The following is a 19,244-nucleotide window of genomic DNA, read 5'->3' on the forward strand; positions in this document are numbered from 1 at the left end:
AAAAACAAAGAATTGATCCAAATCAAAAAGCACCCGAAAAGTGTTTTACATGCTTTGCCAAAAAAATTGCCCTTCATCGCTATTACGGCGTAAATTTTCTTTTTCTTCGCTGATATAACGCCGATTGAGGCCGGTGGGTAATCAAACCATGAGCCATACCATTAACCCTTGCATAACATGTGGCGCGTGCTGCGCGTATTTTCGGGTATCGTTTTACTGGTCAGAAGCGGATGACGGAGTTGGGGCTGTCCCTGTGACACTCACCGAGTCCATCAGCCCGCACCTGCGATGCATGGCTGGCACCAACACAAAACCTGCACGGTGCTGTGCGCTGAAAGGCGAGATTGGTCAAGCCGTGCACTGTCGGATTTATGCCAGTCGCCCTTCCCCTTGCCGTGAGTTTTCTCCTTCAGGAGAGAACGGGCAGCGTAACGAGGCGTGTGACCGCGCCCGGGCGGCCTACGGCCTGCCCGCACTGACACCGGTGGTTAGCCACGAGCGTGAACGGTAACCGCAGGAAAAATAACCAGATAATCAGACGTGATGTCAGGGTGCCACGGTGATGCTGAACAGGTTACAATAGCGGGAGACACTTTCTGTGACCATGCCCTATTGTCAACCTTTGCCAAGGAGTTTTCATGCCTATCACGGCCAGCAGGTTATACCGTGACACCTTGAATTTTACGCGTAATCAGTTCATTAGCATTTTAATGCTAGCGTTGCTCACCGCGTTGATAACTGTCGTACTCGGGCACTTACTGACTCCCGGATCAGAACAGTTACAACAATTAAGCAGCAGCCAGATCGATTTATCTTCCATTGATCAACCAAGCCTGAGCGATATCATTCAGCAGCTCTCCCCTGAGCAACAGATGATCTTGCTGAAAGCCTCTGCCGCCGGAACACTGGCTACCCTGGTTGGCAATGCCCTGCTAACCGGCGGAGTGTTGATGTTAATCCAGCAGGTATCGGCCGGTTATCAAACCAGTGCCCTGCGCGCTGTCAGTGCCGCGCTACCGTTCTTACCCCGTCTGTTTATGCTGATTCTGGTCTGTACTCTGCTGATTCAGCTAGGCATGGTGCTGCTGGTCGTGCCCGGTATTTTGCTGTCAGTGGCACTCAGTCTGTCTCCGGTGATGGCCGTGACTGAACGCGTCGGGATATTTGCCGCCATGCGCGCCAGCACCAAACTGGCGTTTGCTCATTTTCGCCAGACGGCTCCGGCTGTGCTGTTGTGGTTGCTGGCAAAAGTGGTGGTATTACTATTACTGGCGCGGCTGCCGGTGTCACCCACAGTCATGGCCGTGATGCTAAACGGCGTCAGCAACATGTTGTCCGCCCTGTTGCTCGTTTATGTCTTCCGCCTGTATATGCTGCTTAGACGCTAACCGGGTGGGTGGCGGGAGCCGGGTTTTATGGCCCCGCCCTGTGAGGGCGTTGATCGCACTCAACACCGGTCATGTTCTGCAAATTGTTACGATAAATTGGGAATCTCATCGCGCAAAACGCGATAATCATTCACAGTATGATGGGTTAGCGGGTCAGTGATGGATTGGAATAATGAAACAACTAATTGATTTTATACCTCTTATCGTCTTTTTTGTTTGCTACAAACTGTACGACATTTATGTCGCTTCCGGGGCGCTCATCGCCGCCACGGCGGCCGCATTACTGTTGAGCTGGGTGTTGTATCGAAAAATCGAAAAAATGATGCTGGTCACGTTCTTGATGGTCGCCATATTCGGTACCCTGACGCTGGTGTTTCACAACGATCAGTTCATCAAATGGAAAGTGACGATTATCTATTCGCTGTTTGCCATTGCATTATTATTCAGTCAGTTTGTTATGAAAAAACCGCTTATCCAACGTATGCTGGGTAAAGAACTGGTACTGCCGCAAGGGGTATGGGGCAAACTGAATATCGCCTGGGCACTGTTTTTCCTGCTGTGTGGCTGTGCCAATATTTATATTGCATTCTGGCTGCCGCAAAGTGTCTGGGTTGATTTTAAAGTTTTCGGCCTTACCGGACTGACACTGGTTTTTACTCTGGTGTGTGGCATCTACATTTACCGTCATTTACCGGCTGAGCCGGGAAAAACGGAAAACGAAAGCAAGAAATAAGCACCGGTACAACTACGCAAAGCCTGTTCCGACAAGAACACTGCGCAGGAACAGGCCTGATGACTGACTACCCACAAGTGGATTCGTTGACTTTATGAGCAAACAAGACGCACTGCCTCATGGCGAACTGGTACTGAGAACCCTGGCGATGCCTGCTGACACTAACGCTAACGGGGATATCTTTGGTGGCTGGCTGATGTCGCAGATGGACATCGGCGGCGCAATTCAGGCGAAAGAAATCGCCGAAGGGCGTGTGGTGACCGTACGTGTTGACGGTATGACGTTTCTAAAACCGGTGGCGGTTGGTGATGTGGTTTGCTGTTACGCCCGCTGTGTTCGTACCGGACGGAGTTCGATGACCATTAATGTGGAAGTGTGGGTGAAAAAAGTCTCCACCGATCCTATCGGGCAACGTTATCGGGCCACCGAAGCCTTGTTTACCTATGTAGCGGTGGATGAGAATGGCAGGCCACGCGATCTGCCTGACGGAAAAGGCCACTTTGCGCCTGAGCCCGCGTGATGAAAAACAGGCACCCCAAAAAAGGTGCCTGTTTTTTTACCGGTATGATGGATGTCAGTGTGGTTAACGCTACTCCATCGCCGCACCACCATTAATTCTGAAGATAATCGTTACCACCAGGTCTTTCCCCGGCTTATTCTCTTCATAACGCCATTTACGCATCGCCTGTCGAATGTCACGTTCAAACATATTTTGTGGCTCTGCCGACAGCACGCGCACATTATCAACGCGCCCGGAAGAATCGACATCGAACTGTACTTTGACCCGCCCTTCGATGTGTAACGCAAAAGCACGCGCCGGATATTCCGGTTGTACACGACTTAGGGCTTTCGGCCCTGAGGATTGTACCGGTGCCTGGCTGACGGGCGCGGGCTGAGGGCTGAGGGCCGGGGCTGGCGGTGCAGCAGCCACAGACGGCGACACAGGGGTATCAGGCGGTGTTTCTCTCACCACTTCCCGTTTTTTCACCGGCTTGGGCTTGGGCTCAGGTTTCGGCTTTGGCTTCGGCTTTGGTGCCGGCTCGGGTAAAGGCAGTGCAACCGGCTCCGGTAAAGGCGGTGGCTCGGGCTGTACATCAGGCGGTGTAGCGGGTTCCGGCTCTGGCTGTACCGGCGGCGGCGGTGCGGCAACAATCGGTGGGGCCACCTCTTGTGGTGCAGCGTTAACCATCATCACCTGAATAGGCTCTGGCATCGGGGGCTGTTTGACTGACGAATCCAGCGAGGCAAAGAGTAACCCGGCAATCAATGAGCCATGAAACCCCACGGATGCCAGCATAGGCCAGGCATAGCGATGGGGAAGAAAAAATGTTTTCTGCGGCATAGTTATATGATGTCCTCTCACGGCCCAAGTTTAAATGCAAATGACAATCATATTCAATAGCAGCCGTTCAATTACACCTATCACCTCATTACCATGCGGTTTTTTCTGTCGCTGAGTATGCAACAGATTACGTCACGATATGCATCGCGTATCATGATACTCCCACTTTATTTATTGCTGTCGGCAAACGCACGACAGAGCGAGGTTGATGATGTTGTATGTGATTTATGCTACCGATGTCCCTGGCACACTGGAGCAGCGCCTGGCAGCCCGCCCCGCCCACCTTGCCCGGTTACAAAGCCTGCGCGATCAAGGTCGCCTGCTTACCGCCGGAGCGTTACCCGCAATTGATAGTGAAGACCCAGGCAGCGCCGGGTTTACCGGCTCGGTAGTGATTGCTGAGTTTCCCTCTCAGCTAGCCGCACAGCACTGGGCGCAAGAAGACCCGTATGTCAGCGCAGGGGTTTACGAGACGGTCAATATCAAACCTTTCCGCAGAGCGTTTTAAGCTAAAAAACGATTATGGCGGTATTTTTAGTTGAAAAAGCCGCCATTCCCTTATTGTTTATCTGAAATATTTTAGTCATTTACTGATGTTATGTTGGCGGCAGTGTCTTTTCAGAGAGTCTGCCACCATGTCTATACCCGCATCCGCCCTGCCACTATCCACCCCGGCACCTGCCGGTATTTTCGGCAGGTTTCGCCGCTACCGCCTGAGCTTTCTTTCAGGCTTGTTGTTAATCATCGGTTCCTTTTCCCTGCTCCAGTTATTATCCGTCGCCATGATCTCCTCGGCCATGCATGAGGTACGTCAAGACAGCGCCGCCAATGAAGCGCTGCAACAACAGCAGGCATTGATGGATCACGCCCGGATGGAGGTGATGAATGCCAGTGACAAGCTAAATCGGGCGGGCATCTACCTGATGTTTGATAAAGAAACCGGTTCGGTAGGCAGCTGGAATAGCCTGATGTCAGAAGCCGAAACATCACTAAAAAATGCCCAGTCGTATTACCAAAAGCTGGAACAGTTTTCCGCCAATGCCCATCATGATGCCACCTTCAACGACCTCAAAAGCAGTTACCAGCAGTTGTATACCGGGTTGCTCGAACTGGCAGACGGCATAAAAAAAACCAATCAGATTGATATTTTCTTTGCTGTCCCCATTCAAGCCTATCAGACACAATTTACCCAAAAATATGCCCGGTACTTGCAGGAAAACGACACCCAGCAAAAGCAGCACGCCCAACAGTTGCTGAATAATCTGGATGCCACACACACCTTGTTTATCGTGGTATTGGGGCTGTTACTGGCAATTTCACTGCTGGTCTGGATGGGGGTTAACAAAGTGATTATCCACCCGCTCAAGCGTATTACCGCACACCTGAGCCTGATTGCCGGTGGTGATTTATCACATCACATCGATGTGGAAAAGCGGGCTACCCGCGAAATCAGCGTGTTAAACGACAGCGTGATGCAAATGCAAAGCGGACTGGTAAGGTTAATTCTTCAGGTGCGTCAGGGTATGGAAACCATGATGCAACAAGTCAGCCATGTTGCCGCGGACAACCACCAGCTTTCTGAGCAGGCACATCATCAATCTGAAGAGTTGAAAATAGCCACTGACCATATTGTGCAATTGAGCGAGCACCTTGAGCGCAATACGCGCTACACCCAACAAGCCAGCCATCATGCCCAAGAAACCAGTCACATTGCCGAGCAGGGTGAAAGCATGATGAATGACGTCAGGCTGGCCATGCAAAATATCTCCGGGCGCAGTCGTGAAATGACAGAAGTCATCTCGCTTATCGAAAACGTCGCCTTCCAGACGCATATTCTCTCGCTCAATGCCGCTATCGAGGCCGCACGCGCAGGCGAAATGGGTAAAGGCTTCTCGGTGGTGGCCCGTGAGGTAGGCGTTCTGGCATCACAAAGCAGCCACTCGGCACAGAACATCAATGGCCTTATCCGGGAATCGGACAACAGCGTGGCAACCGGAGCCAAACGGGTCAACAGCCTGAATGAAAGCCTACAGGAAATCATTCAGGCAGCGAGGGAGACGAGCACGTTTCTTAATGAAATTAATGAAATATCACATCATCAAACCCAAAGTATTCATGAAGTGACTCATCGCATCAGTTCCCTTAATGACACCGTGAAACAAAACGCCACACAGGTGGCCACCTCCGCCACCACCTGTGAGCAAATGCTGCAACAGGCAGAACAACTTAACCAATCAGTTACGCTGTTTCGTCTGCCCGCTACGCAAGAGGAGCCTGCACAGGCTGTCAGCGACTCGGCCTCGATAGCTAATACGGGAATGGCTATCAAAGCCGCAGCCTCAATACGCCCAGGCACGGTCAGCAACCTGCCCGCGATGATTGCGCCCGCCGGTTGAGCACAAAAAAGCCCAACGATGCTAACACCGTTGGGCGGGTTCCGGGCGAATAACACTCACCACTCGTAAGCGACCGCGTATAGCAAAGCGCGGCGCTGCTGTTTCTGGTGTAAGTAACGAACACGATGAATGTGGCGATAACCACGCGACTGGGCTTCAAGCCAGCGCGCGCGACGCCGTTGTGTCTGGCGTTGCATTCGCCAGCGGCTGACTTCATTGCGGCTGCGTTTCATAACTCCGACTCTTATCATCAACGAAAGTAAACCTGCCACAGCCTCATTGCGGTTGTCACGCATCAGTAACACATTAACGCGCAGACAACCTGACAACAGGCGCAAGCAAAAACGCCCCTATTATATTCCCTTACCCCTGTGCGCCAAGCGCCTTATGCGGATTTCCTCCCCCTTTCGGGGTATTACCCGCTATAGTATCCAAAATCAATGAATTCAGACATAAAGCGTTTCCCCGGCAACAAACGCCTCATACACTGGTGAAGCGAAACGACTGACAAAGTGAAACGGTGTTACAAAACACAACCTTATCTGCGGGTTACTGTACAATTTTGTTATGACAGCCTTTTATACCCTACTGAGTGGATTACTGGTTTTTAGCTACTGGCTGCTGGTCGCCAGTATTACACTGCGTATCCTGATGAAGCGACGGGCGGTGCCTTCAGCTATGGCATGGCTACTGGTTATCTACATTCTGCCTCTGGTCGGTATCGTCGCTTACTTATTATTTGGTGAATTGCACCTCGGTAACCAGCGTGCAGAGCGGGCACGAAAAATGTGGCCGGTGACGGCGCAATGGTTACGCGAATTAACCCAATACCGGCGTATTTTCGCTACCGAAAACAGCGAAGTTGCGCGTTCATTATTTCAGCTCTGTGAGCATCGCCAGGGCATCAGCGGTATCAAAGGCAACCAATTACAGTTGCTCACCTCATGTGAAGATACCCTCAAAGCGCTGGTACGGGACATTGAGCTGGCACGCAACAATATCGAGATGGTGTTTTATATCTGGCAGGCAGGCGGGCTGGTTGACCAGGTGATGGCTGCGCTGCTGGCTGCCGCCCGTCGAGGGGTAAAATGCAGAATTTTGCTCGATTCTGCCGGGAGTGTGCAATTCTTTCACAGCACTTATCCACACCTGATGCGCGAGGCCGGGATCAGCGTTGTTGAAGCCTTGCAGGTTAACCTGTTAAGGGCGTTTTTGCGCCGTATGGACCTGCGCCAGCACCGTAAAATGGTGCTGATTGACAACCGGATCGCCTATACCGGCAGCATGAACATGGTCGACCCGCGTTATTTTAAGCAAAGCTCCGGTGTTGGCCAATGGATTGACCTGATGGTGCGCATTGAAGGCCCGGTCAGTACCACGATGGGGATTGTGTATAGTCAGGATTGGGAAATGGAAACCGGCCAGCGCCTGCCGCCGCCGCCGCCGGATGTCAATATTATGCCCTTTGAGCAAGAGCTCGGGCACACGGTTCAAGTGATAGCCTCCGGTCCGGGTTATCCTGAAGAGATGATCCACCAGGCGCTGTTAACCGCGGTTTACTCCGCTCGTCAGCAGTTAATCATGACCACCCCCTATTTTGTGCCCAGCGACGATCTGCTACATGCCATCTGCACCGCGGCCCAGCGCGGTGTAGATGTCAGCATCATCGTGCCGTACAAAAATGACTCGGTGATGGTCGGTTGGGCCTGCAAAGCCTTTTTCAGCGAGCTACTGGCCGCGGGTGTCAATATTTACCTGTTTGAAGGCGGGTTGCTGCATACCAAGAGTGTACTGGTTGACGGGCAACTCAGCCTGGTCGGAACCGTGAATCTGGATATACGCAGCCTGTGGCTGAACTTCGAAATTACGCTGGCAATTGACGACGACGGTTTTGGCGGTGATTTAGCCTGTGTACAGGAAGACTACATCTCACGCTCGCGGCTGCTCAACGCCAGCGACTGGCTCACCCGTCCTTACTGGCAGCGAATCGTTGAGCGCCTGTTTTACTTTTTCAGCCCGTTACTGTAATCACATCACCCTTCATGTTCTAATACACCATTATGTATTAACGGGAATGTGGTATGGATTTAAATAATCGCCTGACAGAAGATGAAACGCTGGAACAGGCTTATGATATTTTTCTGGAGCTGGCACCGGACAATCTCGACCCGGCTGATATTCTGCTGTTTAACCTGCAATTTGAAGAGCGTGGCGGTGCAGAGTTATACGACCCGGCTCCAGACTGGCAGGAGCATGTTGATGCTGACCTGAATCCAGACTTTTTCGCCGAAGTGGTGATTGGCCTCGCGGAACAAGATGGTGAAGAAATTAATGATATCTTCGCCCGCATTCTGATTTGCCGGGAGAAAGACCACAAACAGTGCCACATTTTGTGGAAAGAGTAATCGTTGCGGAAAGGGTAATCGCAGGCTGAGAGTGAGCGCGAAAAACGCACTCACTCTTACTTGAAACGCCCCATTCGGGGCGTTTTTTATGCCCGTGTTATGGCAGCGGATCAACTTTCAGGCAAGAGACGGCATGGCGGAAACTGCCTTCTAGCACCGGGCGGGTTTTGGCGCATTCAGGCCCCACCACCGGACAACGGGTACAAAACACACAGCCTACCGGCGGATTGATAGGCGAAGGAAGATCGCCTTCCAGCAGTTGGATTTGCTTATTACGTTCTTTATCCGGGTCAGGGATTGGTACGGCCGACATCAACGCGCGCGTATAAGGATGCTGCGGGTTATGGTAAAGCTCATCATAAGTGCCAAGTTCTACCGCATGGCCCAGATACATTACCAGCACCCGATCGGAGATGTGTTTCACCACGGACAAGTCGTGGGCGATAAAAATCAGCGACAGCCCCATTTCGCGCTGCAATTGCTGCAACAGGTTAACCACCTGAGCCTGAATCGACACATCCAGTGCGGAAACCGGTTCATCACAGATTATCAACTTCGGCTCCAGAATCAGCGCACGGGCGATACCGATTCGCTGACACTGCCCGCCTGAAAACTCATGGGGATAACGGTTGATAAGGTTAGGCAACAGGCCCACTTTCATCATCATCGCTTTAACGCGGTCTTTCACTTCCTGACGCGACATCTGCGGCTGATACGTCTTAAGCGGCTCAGCAATAATTTCACCGATAGTCATACGCGGGTTAAGCGAAGCGAGTGGATCCTGGAAAATCATCTGGATATCGCTGCGCACTTCACGCCACTGCGTATCGCTCAAGCCAAGCAGGTCTTTGCCCAGCCAGCTAATACGCCCGCTGCTGGCTTTTACCAGCCCGATAATGGCACGAGCCAGCGTGGATTTACCACAACCAGACTCCCCCACTACCCCCAGTGTTTCGCCTTCATATAGCCTCAGCGTGACACCATCAACCGCCTTGAGCTTCTTGGCGGGCTGCCAGAACCACTGCTTGTCATCACGAATATCGAAGTGGACTTTGAGTTCGTCCACCTCCAGCAACACTTTTTTGTTTTCCAGCTCACTCATACTAATTCCCCCACGCTTCGGAAACAAGCTCGCAAACGCCCTTCGCCAAACGGCGTCAGTTCAGGTGACTGTTGGCAGATATCCTGGGCATAAGGGCAACGCGGCTGGAAGGGGCACCCTTTCGGCAAGCGCAGCAAGTTAGGTGGATTACCGGCAATGGTGGCCAGCGCCTCGTTCTCTTCATCCAGACGGGGAACCGCTTTTAACAGGCCGATAGAGTAAGGATGGGTCGGCTCATAGAAAATCTCGCGCGCACTGCCATACTCCATGGTGCGCCCGGCATACATGACCAGCACTTTGTCACAAATACCGGCCACTACACCCAAATCGTGGGTGATCATGATAATTGCGGTATTGAACTCACGCTTAAGCTCATTGAGCAACGTCATTATCTGGGCTTGTACCGTCACATCCAGCGCGGTTGTGGGTTCATCGGCAATCAGCAACTTAGGGCGGCACAACAGCGCCATCGCAATCATGACACGCTGGCGCATACCACCAGAAAATTCATGAGGAAACATGCGCATACGTTTTCTGGCTTCCGGCATTTTGACCGCATCAAGCATCCGCACAGACTCTTCAAACGCCTCGCTTTTACCCAGCTTTTTATGCAGCATCAGCACTTCCATCAGCTGCTCACCCACCCGCATGTACGGGTTAAGTGAGGTCATCGGGTCCTGGAAGATCATGGCAATCTCTTCTGCCCGCAAGCGGTTAAGCTCACGCTCCGGCAGGTTGAGAATCTCCCGGCCATTAAAACGGGCTGACCCACCAATACGACCGTTTGAAGCGAGCAACCCCATCAAGGCAAATGCCGTCTGAGATTTACCAGAGCCAGACTCACCAACAATTCCCAGCGTTTCACCGGCATTGAGCGAGAAGTTAAGGTCATTAACGGCGGTGACATCACCATCCGGTGTAGCGAAAGTGACGCGCAAATCTTTAACACCGAGCAGCGCTTCGCGATTTTGTGACGAATTCATCATGGTATGAAGCGCCTCCTTAGCGATCTTTCGGGTCGAGGGCATCACGCAGGCCATCGCCGATAAAGTTAAAACAAAACAGAGTGACCACCAGAAAACCGGCGGGATAGAGCAACAACCACGGGGCGACTTCCATCGAGTTAGCACCGTCATTGAGCAATGCCCCCCAACTGCTGAGTGGCTCCTGTGTGCCCAGGCCAAGGAAGCTCAAAAAGGATTCAAACAGGATCATGCTTGGCACCAGCAACGAGGCATACACCACCACCACGCCCAGCACGTTAGGCACGATATGGCGCAGCACAATATTGCGAGTCGATACCCCGCACACCAGCGCCGCTTCAATAAACTCTTTGCGTTTTAAGCTCAGTGTCTGCCCACGCACAATACGTGCCATATCAAGCCAGGACACCATGCCGATAGCCACAAAGATAAGCAGAATGTTTTGACCAAACAGCGTGACCAGTAAAATGACGAAAAACATGAACGGGAACGAGTTGAGGATCTCCAGCAAACGCATCATCACCGAGTCAGCTTTACCGCCAAGATAACCAGACGCCGCACCGTATAACGTACCAACGATGACAGCGACCAAAGCCGCAGCAACCCCTACCATCAGTGAAATACGCCCGCCAATCGCCACACGAACCAGCAGGTCTCGCCCTGATGAGTCAGTACCAAAATAGTGTTTGGAAACCATATCCGGGGCGCTGGACATCATGTTCCAGTCGGTATCGGCATAGTTAAATGGCGCAAATATCGGGCCTAAAATCACAAACAGCGTAATCAGCACCAGCACAAACAGACTGGCCAGCGCCGCCCGGTTATGCATAAAACGGCGGCGCGCATCCTGCCACAGGCTGCGGCCTTCCACGTCGAGTTTTTCACTGAAGCTATCGAGCGCTTCACGGTTACGTTTATTCAACAACATCGGTGTCTTACCTTAGTAACGGATCTTCGGGTCGATGACCGCATACAGCACATCGATGATCGCATTAAACAGAATGGTCAACGCGCCTACCAAAATGGTAAGACTGAGCACCAGGGAATAGTCGCGGTTAAGCGCGCCATTCACAAATAACTGACCGATACCGGGCAAACCAAAAATCGTTTCAATGACCATCGAACCGGTAATAATGCCCACAAACGCCGGGCCCATATACGACAACACAGGCAGCAGGGTCGGCTTTAACGCATGGCGTAAAATGATACGGCGCAGCGGCAGCCCTTTGGCACGCGCAGTGCGAATAAAGTTGGAGTGCAGCACTTCTATCATTGAACCGCGAGTGATACGGGCAATACTGGCGATATACGACAATGACAGCGCCACCATCGGCAGAATGATGTACTGCGGTGCGCCACCGTTCCAGCCACCGCCAGGCAACCAACGCAAGGTAATCGAAAAGACCAGCACCAACAGCGGTGCAACCACAAAGCTGCTTGGGATAACCACCCCCGTCATCGCAAAACCCATGACGGTATAGTCCCATTTACTGTTTTGATTCAGCGCAGCCACCACGCCAGAGGTCACCCCCAGCACAATCGCCAGCAAAAACGCAGCGGCACCCAATTTGGCAGAAACCGGGAACGCCCGCGCAACCAAATCGTTTACCGAATAATCTTTGTATTTGAAAGACGGCCCAAAATCGCCCTGTATCAGTTGCAGCAGGTAGCTACCATACTGCTTGATAATTGGGTCATTAAGATGGTACTTGGCCTCAATATTCGCCATAACTTCAGGCGGAAGAGTGCGTTCTCCGGTAAACGGACTTCCCGGAGCCAACCGCATCATGAAAAACGAAATCGTAATCAGGATGAACAAGGTCGGGATTGCTTCCAGGCAACGACGAAAAATAAATTTTAACATTGACCTTACCTATCAAACCGGTCTGAGATGTTCTCTTTTATTGTTTATTAAACATGTGTTTATCAAACAATGGTCATTTATCACACAGACGACAGGGCCGCACGTTACCGTGCGGCCCGGCATACTGCTAATTAATGCTTGATAATATAGAGATTTTTAACGTTGATGTTATCCAGCGGGTCTTTACCCGTCAGACCACCCACATACGGTTTAACCAGACGGGTATTGGCATAGTAGTAAACCGGAACCACTGCCGCATCTTTCTCCAGCAGTTGCTCAGCTTCTTTATACGCTGCCGCACGTTCACCTTCTGTTTTCGCTGTGAGTGCTTTAGCCATCAGCTTGTCAAAGTCAGCGTTCTTGTAGTGAGACGTGTTGCTGCTGCTGTTGGAAATCATAATGTTCAGGAAGGTGCTCGGTTCGTTATAGTCAGCACACCAGCCCGCACGAGCAACGTCATACGTACCCTGATGGCGGCTATCGAGGAAGGTTTTCCATTCCTGATTTTCCAGCTTGGCGTCAACACCGATGTTGTTTTTCCAAATGGAAGACGCCGCAATCGCCAGTTTTTTGTGCAGATCGGACGTGTTGTATAGCAGGTTAAACGTCAGCGGTTTTTCCGCCGTGAAACCAGCTTCAGCCAACAGTTTCTTCGCTTCGGCATTGCGTTTTTCACGCGACCAGCTCACCCACTCCGGCGGTGTCAGCTTACCGTCCAACCCGTCAATATACGGTGGCGTAAAGCCGAATGCCGGGGTATCACCCTGACCTTTCACCTTGTTCACCAGAATGTCCTGATCCAGACCCAGAATCAGTGCCTGACGAACGCGCGGGTCGGTAAACGGCGCTTTCTGATCGTTGATTTCATAGTAGTAAGTACACAGATACGGATCCGCTTTGACTTCACCTGGGATCTCTTTTTTCAGCTTCTGGAACAACTCGATAGGCAGGTTGTTATACGTCATGTCTATCTCGCCGCTGCGATAGCGGTTCACGTCTGTCACTTCGGACGAAATAGGCAGATAGGTCACCTTGTTGATGACGGTATTAGCGTTATCCCAATAATTCGGGTTGCGCTCCAGCACAATCTTCTCGTTGACGATCCACTCTTTCAGCTTGTAGGCACCGTTACCAACCCAGTTAGCGGGCTGCGTCCATTTATCACCAAACTGTTCAACGACTTTTTTGTTCACCGGGAAGGTGGACGGGTGCACCAGCAGTTTATAGAAGTAAGGAACCGGCTCGCTCAGGGTCACTTCGAGGGTGTTGTCATCAAGCGCTTTCACACCCAGGGTGTCCGGTGTTTTTTTACCGGCGACAACATCATCAATATTCAGGATATGGCCAAATTGCAGGTAGCTTGCATAGGGAGATGCTGTTTTCGGGTCAGACACACGCTGCCAGCTATACACGAAATCCTTGGCCGTCACCGGATCGCCGTTAGACCACTTCGCGTTTTTACGCAGATGGAAAGTCCAGACTTTAAAGTCTTTATTATCCCAGCTCTCGGCAACACCCGGTGCCGGATGGCCATCAGGGCTGATAACTAACAAACCTTCGAGCAGGTCACGCGAAATGTTAGATTCCGGCACGCCTTCAATTTTATGCGGGTCTAACGAGGCAACCTCGGAACCATTGTTGCGCACCAGTTCCTGTTTTTCAGCCAACTGAACACCGGCTGGTACATTTGCAGACCAGGCAGAGACACTGGCAGACGCTGTGATTGCAGCGAGAATGCTGATAGCCAGTCTTTTTTTAATTGTGTTGTTCACCATTATTTACCTTGCTCCTGTTTTACTGTTATTGCACCCAGTCAGGCACATAACTTTATTCGTATGCGTCAAACAAGCAGACACCCTCGCTACCAGAGGAACGGTTCTGGTGATGTCTGCCGATGAATCGCGGCAAAACGGTTTATCCTTGAGGCCAACCCTTATATTAGAAAAACCAATATAGCGAGTGTGCCCACGCCAACGTGTTGTAAAAATCAACGCAGATAAGAACAGCACATTTCGGCAACCCAAAAACTGCCGTCGTCCTGTCCCAGACACGGCAGCCTGTAGCCATTTACTCTCTTCCCTGATGTCACGTTATTTCATTCTGCAACGACCTGAATAAGCTTCTAATAAATTTAACTTATCCATAACAGCGCCAGAAAATAACGTGATGCCGAACGTATCAGAAGAATCCGGCTTCGCCAACAGATTTTGTAGCCTGTTACTTAAATTTCTTTTCCAGCGTATAACACCGGAAAATAACCTTAATAAAAAGATGGATATAAAAGCACCGCCAGCAGGTTCTTTCCTAATCAAATCACCATAAGACAGAGGAATGTCCAATATGATGTCAGTATGAAAGAATTAACCGTAGCTATGGGCAATAAGCACGCGATAAAACACTTCTTAAGCAAGATGATGATGTTGTCATCATCATTGCGTCAGGTGTGAATAAATTAACAACGCCATCCGACATTATACCGGCGCATCCAGGCGCACCGCTTGACCACGATGCATTAGCTTATCTAAGGCATAATGAGAGAAATAAAAAAAAGTTATATCAAAAGAAAGCCTGCGTCATTTTCACTGATGCTGTTACGCGAGCGCGCCTCGCGCGACAGCATCAGAAAAGCTGGCGGGTATAAATAAGAGTGTAGTCAGCACCGGTGTTACATCAAGCCGGGGAACAATGTGCGGATTCCGTTCACAATAAACTCAATGCCCAGCGACATCAGCAACAGCCCCATAATACGGGTCACAACATTGATACCGGTTTGCCCCAACAAACGCACTAATGCCGGGGCGGCACGAAACAGGACCCAACAGCAGAAAGCAAACACCGCAATAGCCGCAGACAGCCCCAGCAAATTCTGCCAACCGTGATAACGAGAACTCCAGACTATTGTCGAACTGATAGCCCCCGGCCCGGCCATCAGGGGCAATGCCAGCGGCACAACACCAATACTCTCGCGGTTCGCCGTTTCCGTTTTTTCCTGTTTGTTCTGCTTATCTTCCCCAAGCTTGCCACTTATCATCGACATGGCGATGGTGACAATCAGAATGCCACCGGCAATGCGAAATGAGTCGATAGAAATCCCAAACAACCGTAAGATGCTGTCACCCAAAAACAGCGCGACCCACAGAATAATCACGACAGACACATTGGCCGTCAGGTTGGTTCTCGCCCTCCCCTCATTCCCCTGATAATTGGTCATACTAATAAAAATAGGCAAGATACCCACCGGGTTTATCAGCGCAAACAGCCCGACAAAGAACTTAATGTACCCCGACAAATCGAGAACTGGCTGAATCACACATCACCCCTGAAAATTATTGTCAACCCACGTCAGCGGCTACGCACCGCTCGTTCCTGCCCATAGGACTATTTCAGTAAACCCTAAGGCACCTTTGTTTACCTTTTATGTCGTGACGCTCAGGCCACTACGCTGTTATCGACACATTTTTGCATCGCTTTGCCGATAAGTTGGTGATTTATTTTTTACAAATCGCACGGTATCGATAATCGTTATCATCAGCACCATGCTGAATGGTGTCAGCATTAAGTTTTATAGAGCCGGATCACAAAAAAAAGATCAGCGAAGGCGTATTCTGCGGGCATAGCAGGAAAGGCAGCGAACTGGCAAGGTTTTGTTATTAAAAATAGGTTAACAGGCTATTGAGAAACTAAAGTTTCCAGGATTGTCTTTCCACCTTGCTGACCTGAGCCTTTTGAGTCAATGGATAAAATCCAGATAGTCATTGTCACACACGCTATCAGGCAGGCGTTATCTATACTGTGTATTCGCCGGACTGACCATTGACTGAAAAAGCTTAACATTACAGGAGAGCATTATGGCCGTAACAAACGTTGCTGAACTTAACGCTTTGGTCGAGCGCGTTAAAAAAGCGCAGCAGGAATTTGCCAATTTTAGTCAGGAACAGGTTGATCGCATCTTCCGTGCCGCCGCACTGGCAGCAGCAGACGCCCGCATCCCATTGGCGAAAATGGCCGTGGCCGAGTCTGGCATGGGGATAATCGAAGATAAAGTCATCAAAAACCACTTTGCTTCCGAGTACATCTATAACGCCTACAAAGATGAGCAGACCTGCGGTGTGTTGTCAGTCGATGATACCTTCGGCACCATCACTATTGCTGAACCGATTGGGATTATCTGCGGTATTGTGCCAACCACAAACCCCACTTCAACAGCCATCTTTAAGGCGCTGATCAGCCTGAAAACCCGTAACGGCATCATTTTTTCTCCGCATCCGCGTGCTAAAAATGCCACCAACAAAGCGGCAGATATCGTTTTACAGGCCGCCATCGCCGCTGGCGCACCGAAAGACATTATCGGCTGGATTGACGAACCTTCGGTTGAGTTATCTAACCAGCTAATGCACCACCCTGACATTAATCTGATCCTGGCCACCGGCGGGCCGGGTATGGTGAAAGCGGCTTACAGTTCCGGTAAGCCCGCTATTGGCGTGGGGGCCGGTAACACCCCTGTGGTGGTGGATGAAACGGCGGATATCAAGCGTGCTGTTGCCTCAATTCTGATGTCTAAAACCTTTGATAACGGTGTTATCTGTGCTTCCGAGCAATCGGTTATCGTGGTTGATGAAGTCTACGATGCCATGCGTGAGCGTTTCTCCACTCACGGTGGCTACCTGCTCAAAGGCAAGGAACTCCAGGCTGTTCAGGCTATTATCCTGAAAAACGGGGCCTTGAATGCAGCGATTGTTGGGCAACCGGCGATCAAAATTGCAGAAATGGCAGGCATCAGCGTACCGGCCAGCACCAAAGTGCTGATTGGTGAAGTTATTAATGCGGATGAATCCGAACCTTTCGCTCATGAAAAATTGTCGCCAACCCTTGCAATGTACCGGGCCAAAGACTTTGAAGACGCGGTCAGCAAAGCAGAAAAACTGGTTGCCATGGGCGGGATTGGCCACACCTCTTGCTTGTATACCGATCAAGATAACCAGCCTCGCCGCGTCAACCATTTCGGCGATAAGATGAAAACAGCGCGTATCCTTATCAACACCCCTGCATCTCAGGGTGGGATTGGCGATCTGTACAACTTTAAACTGGCACCGTCACTGACGCTGGGTTGCGGTTCATGGGGGGGCAACTCTATCTCCGAAAACGTCGGGCCAAAACACCTGATCAACCGCAAAACGGTGGCTAAGCGAGCAGAAAACATGCTGTGGCACAAACTTCCGAAATCCATCTATTTCCGTCGTGGCTCATTGCCTATCGCACTGGAAGAAGTGGCCACCGATGGTGCAAAACGTGCGTTTATCGTCACTGACCGCTTCTTGTTTAATAATGGCTACGTTGACCAGATTACTTCGGTGCTGAAACAGCATGGCCTGGACACCGATGTATTCTTTGAAGTCGAAGCCGACCCGACACTCAGTATTGTGCGCAAGGGTGCCGAGCAGATGAACGCCTTCAAACCGGATGTGATTATCGCGCTCGGCGGTGGTTCGCCGATGGATGCGGCCAAAATCATGTGGGTGATGTATGAACACCCTGACACCCACTTCGAAGAACTGGCATTGCGGTTTATGGATATCCGTAAACGTATTCATAAATTCCCGAAAATGGGTGTGAAAGCGAAACTTATCGCCGTGACAACAACCTCGGGAACCGGCTCTGAAGTGACACCGTTTGCGGTGGTAACTGATGATGCAACCGGGCAGAAATACCCGCTGGCCGACTATGCGCTGACCCCGGACATGGCAATTGTCGATGCCAATCTGGTGATGAATATGCCTAAATCGCTGTGCGCCTTCGGTGGCCTTGATGCCGTCACCCACGCACTGGAAGCGTATGTTTCTGTATTAGCGAACGAATATTCTGATGGGCAGGCCCTTCAGGCGCTGAAACTGTTAAAAGAGAACCTGCCCACCAGTTACCGTGAAGGCGCGAAAAACCCGGTAGCCCGTGAACGCGTACACAACGCAGCCACTATTGCCGGTATCGCTTTTGCCAACGCCTTCCTCGGGGTTTGTCACTCGATGGCGCATAAACTGGGTTCTGAATTCCATATTCCGCACGGTTTGGCTAATGCATTATTAATCAGCAACGTTATTCGCTATAACGCTAACGACAACCCGACCAAGCAAACGGCATTCAGTCAGTATGATCGCCCACAGGCTCGCCGTCGTTACGCCGAAGTGGCCGACCATTTGGGTCTCGGTGCACCCGGTGATCGTACCGCGCAGAAAATTGAAAAATTGCTGGCGTGGCTTGATGAGATTAAGAAAGATCTGGGTATTCCTGCTTCTATTCGCGAAGCAGGCGTGCAGGAAGCCGATTTCCTGGCCCGGGTGGATAAACTGTCTGAAGATGCTTTTGACGACCAGTGTACCGGTGCAAACCCGCGCTATCCGCTCATTGCTGAACTCAAACAGATCCTGTTGGATTCGTTCTACGGTCGCCCGTTCGTCGAACATCAGGTTAACGAGAAAAAAGCCGATACCGCCGTCGTCAATGCGCCGGTAAAAAGCGAAAAGAAAGAAAAAAAAGCCGTTAGTTGATAACCGCTGATTCATAAAACTTTCAGCCAGCCCGGTGTCTGCCACCGGGCTTTTTTATTGCTGATTATGTATTGCGGATTATGCACTGCTGATAAAAAGCTCGCTCAGTAGGTGATCCCCTCAAAGCCCTGTCAGGACACCAGCGCGAGCTGGGCACAGATACCATCAGGTGCAGCAAAAGCGGCTATTCCCGTCTTTTCCAACGCGGCTGTATCCCCCAACAGACAATAACCCGCCGCGCAATGAGGGGCCGTTTTCACCCGTGTGTGCGGCATCCATCAGGTGGTGTCAGCCTGCAAACCAGATACACGGCTAATGGCTGAAAACACGGCCTGCGCTGAGCACTTAACGTATCAGGCAACGCACTGGCGGGCTGGCGCAGCGTAACAATACGATAAGCTGTTCGCTATTTACTTCGCACCGCGTTAATAAGCCAGACTGAATACTTGGCCAATAGCCATTCCTTCCTGACAATGCCCTAAATACTCA

Annotated in this window: 17 protein-coding genes; 9 read left to right on the forward strand and 8 right to left on the reverse strand. The window is 51.1% G+C overall.

The annotated features are described in order from the left end of the window. The first annotated feature begins 148 nt into the window (after positions 1-148). From DAQ1742_RS10170 to yciA, 4 genes are all read left to right on the forward strand, one after another. Positions 149-511, forward strand: coding sequence for a YkgJ family cysteine cluster protein (locus DAQ1742_RS10170; protein ID WP_071604077.1), 363 nt, complete (start codon positions 149-151; stop codon positions 509-511). A gap of 127 nt (positions 512-638) precedes the next feature. Beyond that, on the forward strand, positions 639-1,388 hold the full coding sequence (locus tag DAQ1742_RS10175; protein WP_035342002.1) for a YciC family protein: 750 nt from the start codon (positions 639-641) through the stop codon (positions 1,386-1,388). Between the two features lie 172 nt (positions 1,389-1,560). Beyond that, positions 1,561-2,121 carry a septation protein A gene (locus tag DAQ1742_RS10180; RefSeq protein ID WP_035342005.1) on the forward strand — a complete coding sequence of 187 codons (561 nt, stop codon included), beginning with the start codon at positions 1,561-1,563 and terminating at the stop codon, positions 2,119-2,121. Positions 2,122-2,215: 94 nt separating this feature from the next. Further along, positions 2,216-2,641, forward strand: a complete 426-nt coding sequence (gene yciA, locus DAQ1742_RS10185) for an acyl-CoA thioester hydrolase YciA (RefSeq protein ID WP_035342008.1) — start codon at positions 2,216-2,218, stop codon at positions 2,639-2,641. A gap of 69 nt (positions 2,642-2,710) precedes the next feature. On the opposite strand, the gene tonB is transcribed toward yciA, so the two are convergent. Continuing rightward, positions 2,711-3,463, reverse strand: a complete 753-nt coding sequence (gene tonB, locus DAQ1742_RS10190; RefSeq protein WP_035342011.1) for a TonB system transport protein TonB — start codon at positions 3,461-3,463, stop codon at positions 2,711-2,713. A 211-nt stretch (positions 3,464-3,674) separates the two neighbouring features. Here tonB and DAQ1742_RS10195 point away from each other — a divergent pair, with 211 nt between their 5' ends. Next, a complete protein-coding gene (locus tag DAQ1742_RS10195; protein ID WP_035342014.1) occupies positions 3,675-3,971 on the forward strand; it encodes a YciI family protein in 297 nt (98 codons plus the stop codon). 148 nt (positions 3,972-4,119) lie between these two features. Then, positions 4,120-5,859, forward strand: coding sequence for a methyl-accepting chemotaxis protein (locus DAQ1742_RS10200; RefSeq protein WP_145916242.1), 1,740 nt, complete (start codon positions 4,120-4,122; stop codon positions 5,857-5,859). A 56-nt stretch (positions 5,860-5,915) separates the two neighbouring features. Here DAQ1742_RS10200 and DAQ1742_RS10205 read toward each other — a convergent pair whose 3' ends face one another. Continuing rightward, on the reverse strand, positions 5,916-6,092 hold the full coding sequence (locus DAQ1742_RS10205; protein ID WP_145916183.1) for a YciY family protein: 177 nt from the start codon (positions 6,090-6,092) through the stop codon (positions 5,916-5,918). A gap of 334 nt (positions 6,093-6,426) precedes the next feature. On the opposite strand from DAQ1742_RS10205, the gene cls reads away from it, so the two are divergent. Next, on the forward strand, positions 6,427-7,887 hold the full coding sequence (gene cls, locus DAQ1742_RS10210; protein ID WP_035342020.1) for a cardiolipin synthase: 1,461 nt from the start codon (positions 6,427-6,429) through the stop codon (positions 7,885-7,887). A 53-nt stretch (positions 7,888-7,940) separates the two neighbouring features. Then, positions 7,941-8,264, forward strand: coding sequence for an HI1450 family dsDNA-mimic protein (locus DAQ1742_RS10215; RefSeq protein ID WP_035342023.1), 324 nt, complete (start codon positions 7,941-7,943; stop codon positions 8,262-8,264). Between the two features lie 97 nt (positions 8,265-8,361). Here DAQ1742_RS10215 and oppF read toward each other — a convergent pair whose 3' ends face one another. From oppF to DAQ1742_RS10245, 6 genes are all read right to left on the reverse strand, one after another. Then, positions 8,362-9,366, reverse strand: coding sequence for a murein tripeptide/oligopeptide ABC transporter ATP binding protein OppF (oppF, locus tag DAQ1742_RS10220; protein WP_035342026.1), 1,005 nt, complete (start codon positions 9,364-9,366; stop codon positions 8,362-8,364). After that, positions 9,363-10,352 (reverse strand): ABC transporter ATP-binding protein, encoded by a 990-nt coding sequence (gene oppD / locus DAQ1742_RS10225; RefSeq protein ID WP_145916184.1) that lies wholly within the window; start codon positions 10,350-10,352, stop codon positions 9,363-9,365. The genes oppF and oppD overlap by 4 nt, the downstream gene beginning before the upstream one ends. Positions 10,353-10,368: 16 nt before the next feature. Continuing rightward, the gene (gene oppC / locus DAQ1742_RS10230) at positions 10,369-11,277 is read right to left on the reverse strand and encodes an oligopeptide ABC transporter permease OppC (protein WP_035342029.1); all 909 of its coding nucleotides are present in this window, start codon (positions 11,275-11,277) and stop codon (positions 10,369-10,371) included. Between the two features lie 12 nt (positions 11,278-11,289). Beyond that, positions 11,290-12,213 carry an oligopeptide ABC transporter permease OppB gene (gene oppB / locus DAQ1742_RS10235; protein ID WP_180706097.1) on the reverse strand — a complete coding sequence of 308 codons (924 nt, stop codon included), beginning with the start codon at positions 12,211-12,213 and terminating at the stop codon, positions 11,290-11,292. A 131-nt stretch (positions 12,214-12,344) separates the two neighbouring features. Further along, on the reverse strand, positions 12,345-13,988 hold the full coding sequence (gene oppA, locus DAQ1742_RS10240; RefSeq protein WP_035342035.1) for an oligopeptide ABC transporter substrate-binding protein OppA: 1,644 nt from the start codon (positions 13,986-13,988) through the stop codon (positions 12,345-12,347). 890 nt (positions 13,989-14,878) lie between these two features. Next, a complete protein-coding gene (locus DAQ1742_RS10245; protein ID WP_035342037.1) occupies positions 14,879-15,523 on the reverse strand; it encodes a YchE family NAAT transporter in 645 nt (214 codons plus the stop codon). 538 nt (positions 15,524-16,061) lie between these two features. On the opposite strand from DAQ1742_RS10245, the gene adhE reads away from it, so the two are divergent. Continuing rightward, the gene (adhE, locus tag DAQ1742_RS10250; protein WP_035342039.1) at positions 16,062-18,755 is read left to right on the forward strand and encodes a bifunctional acetaldehyde-CoA/alcohol dehydrogenase; all 2,694 of its coding nucleotides are present in this window, start codon (positions 16,062-16,064) and stop codon (positions 18,753-18,755) included. Positions 18,756-19,244: the final 489 nt, after the last annotated feature.

This window comes from Dickeya aquatica (genome assembly GCF_900095885.1).
Lineage (GTDB): Bacteria > Pseudomonadota > Gammaproteobacteria > Enterobacterales > Enterobacteriaceae > Dickeya > Dickeya aquatica.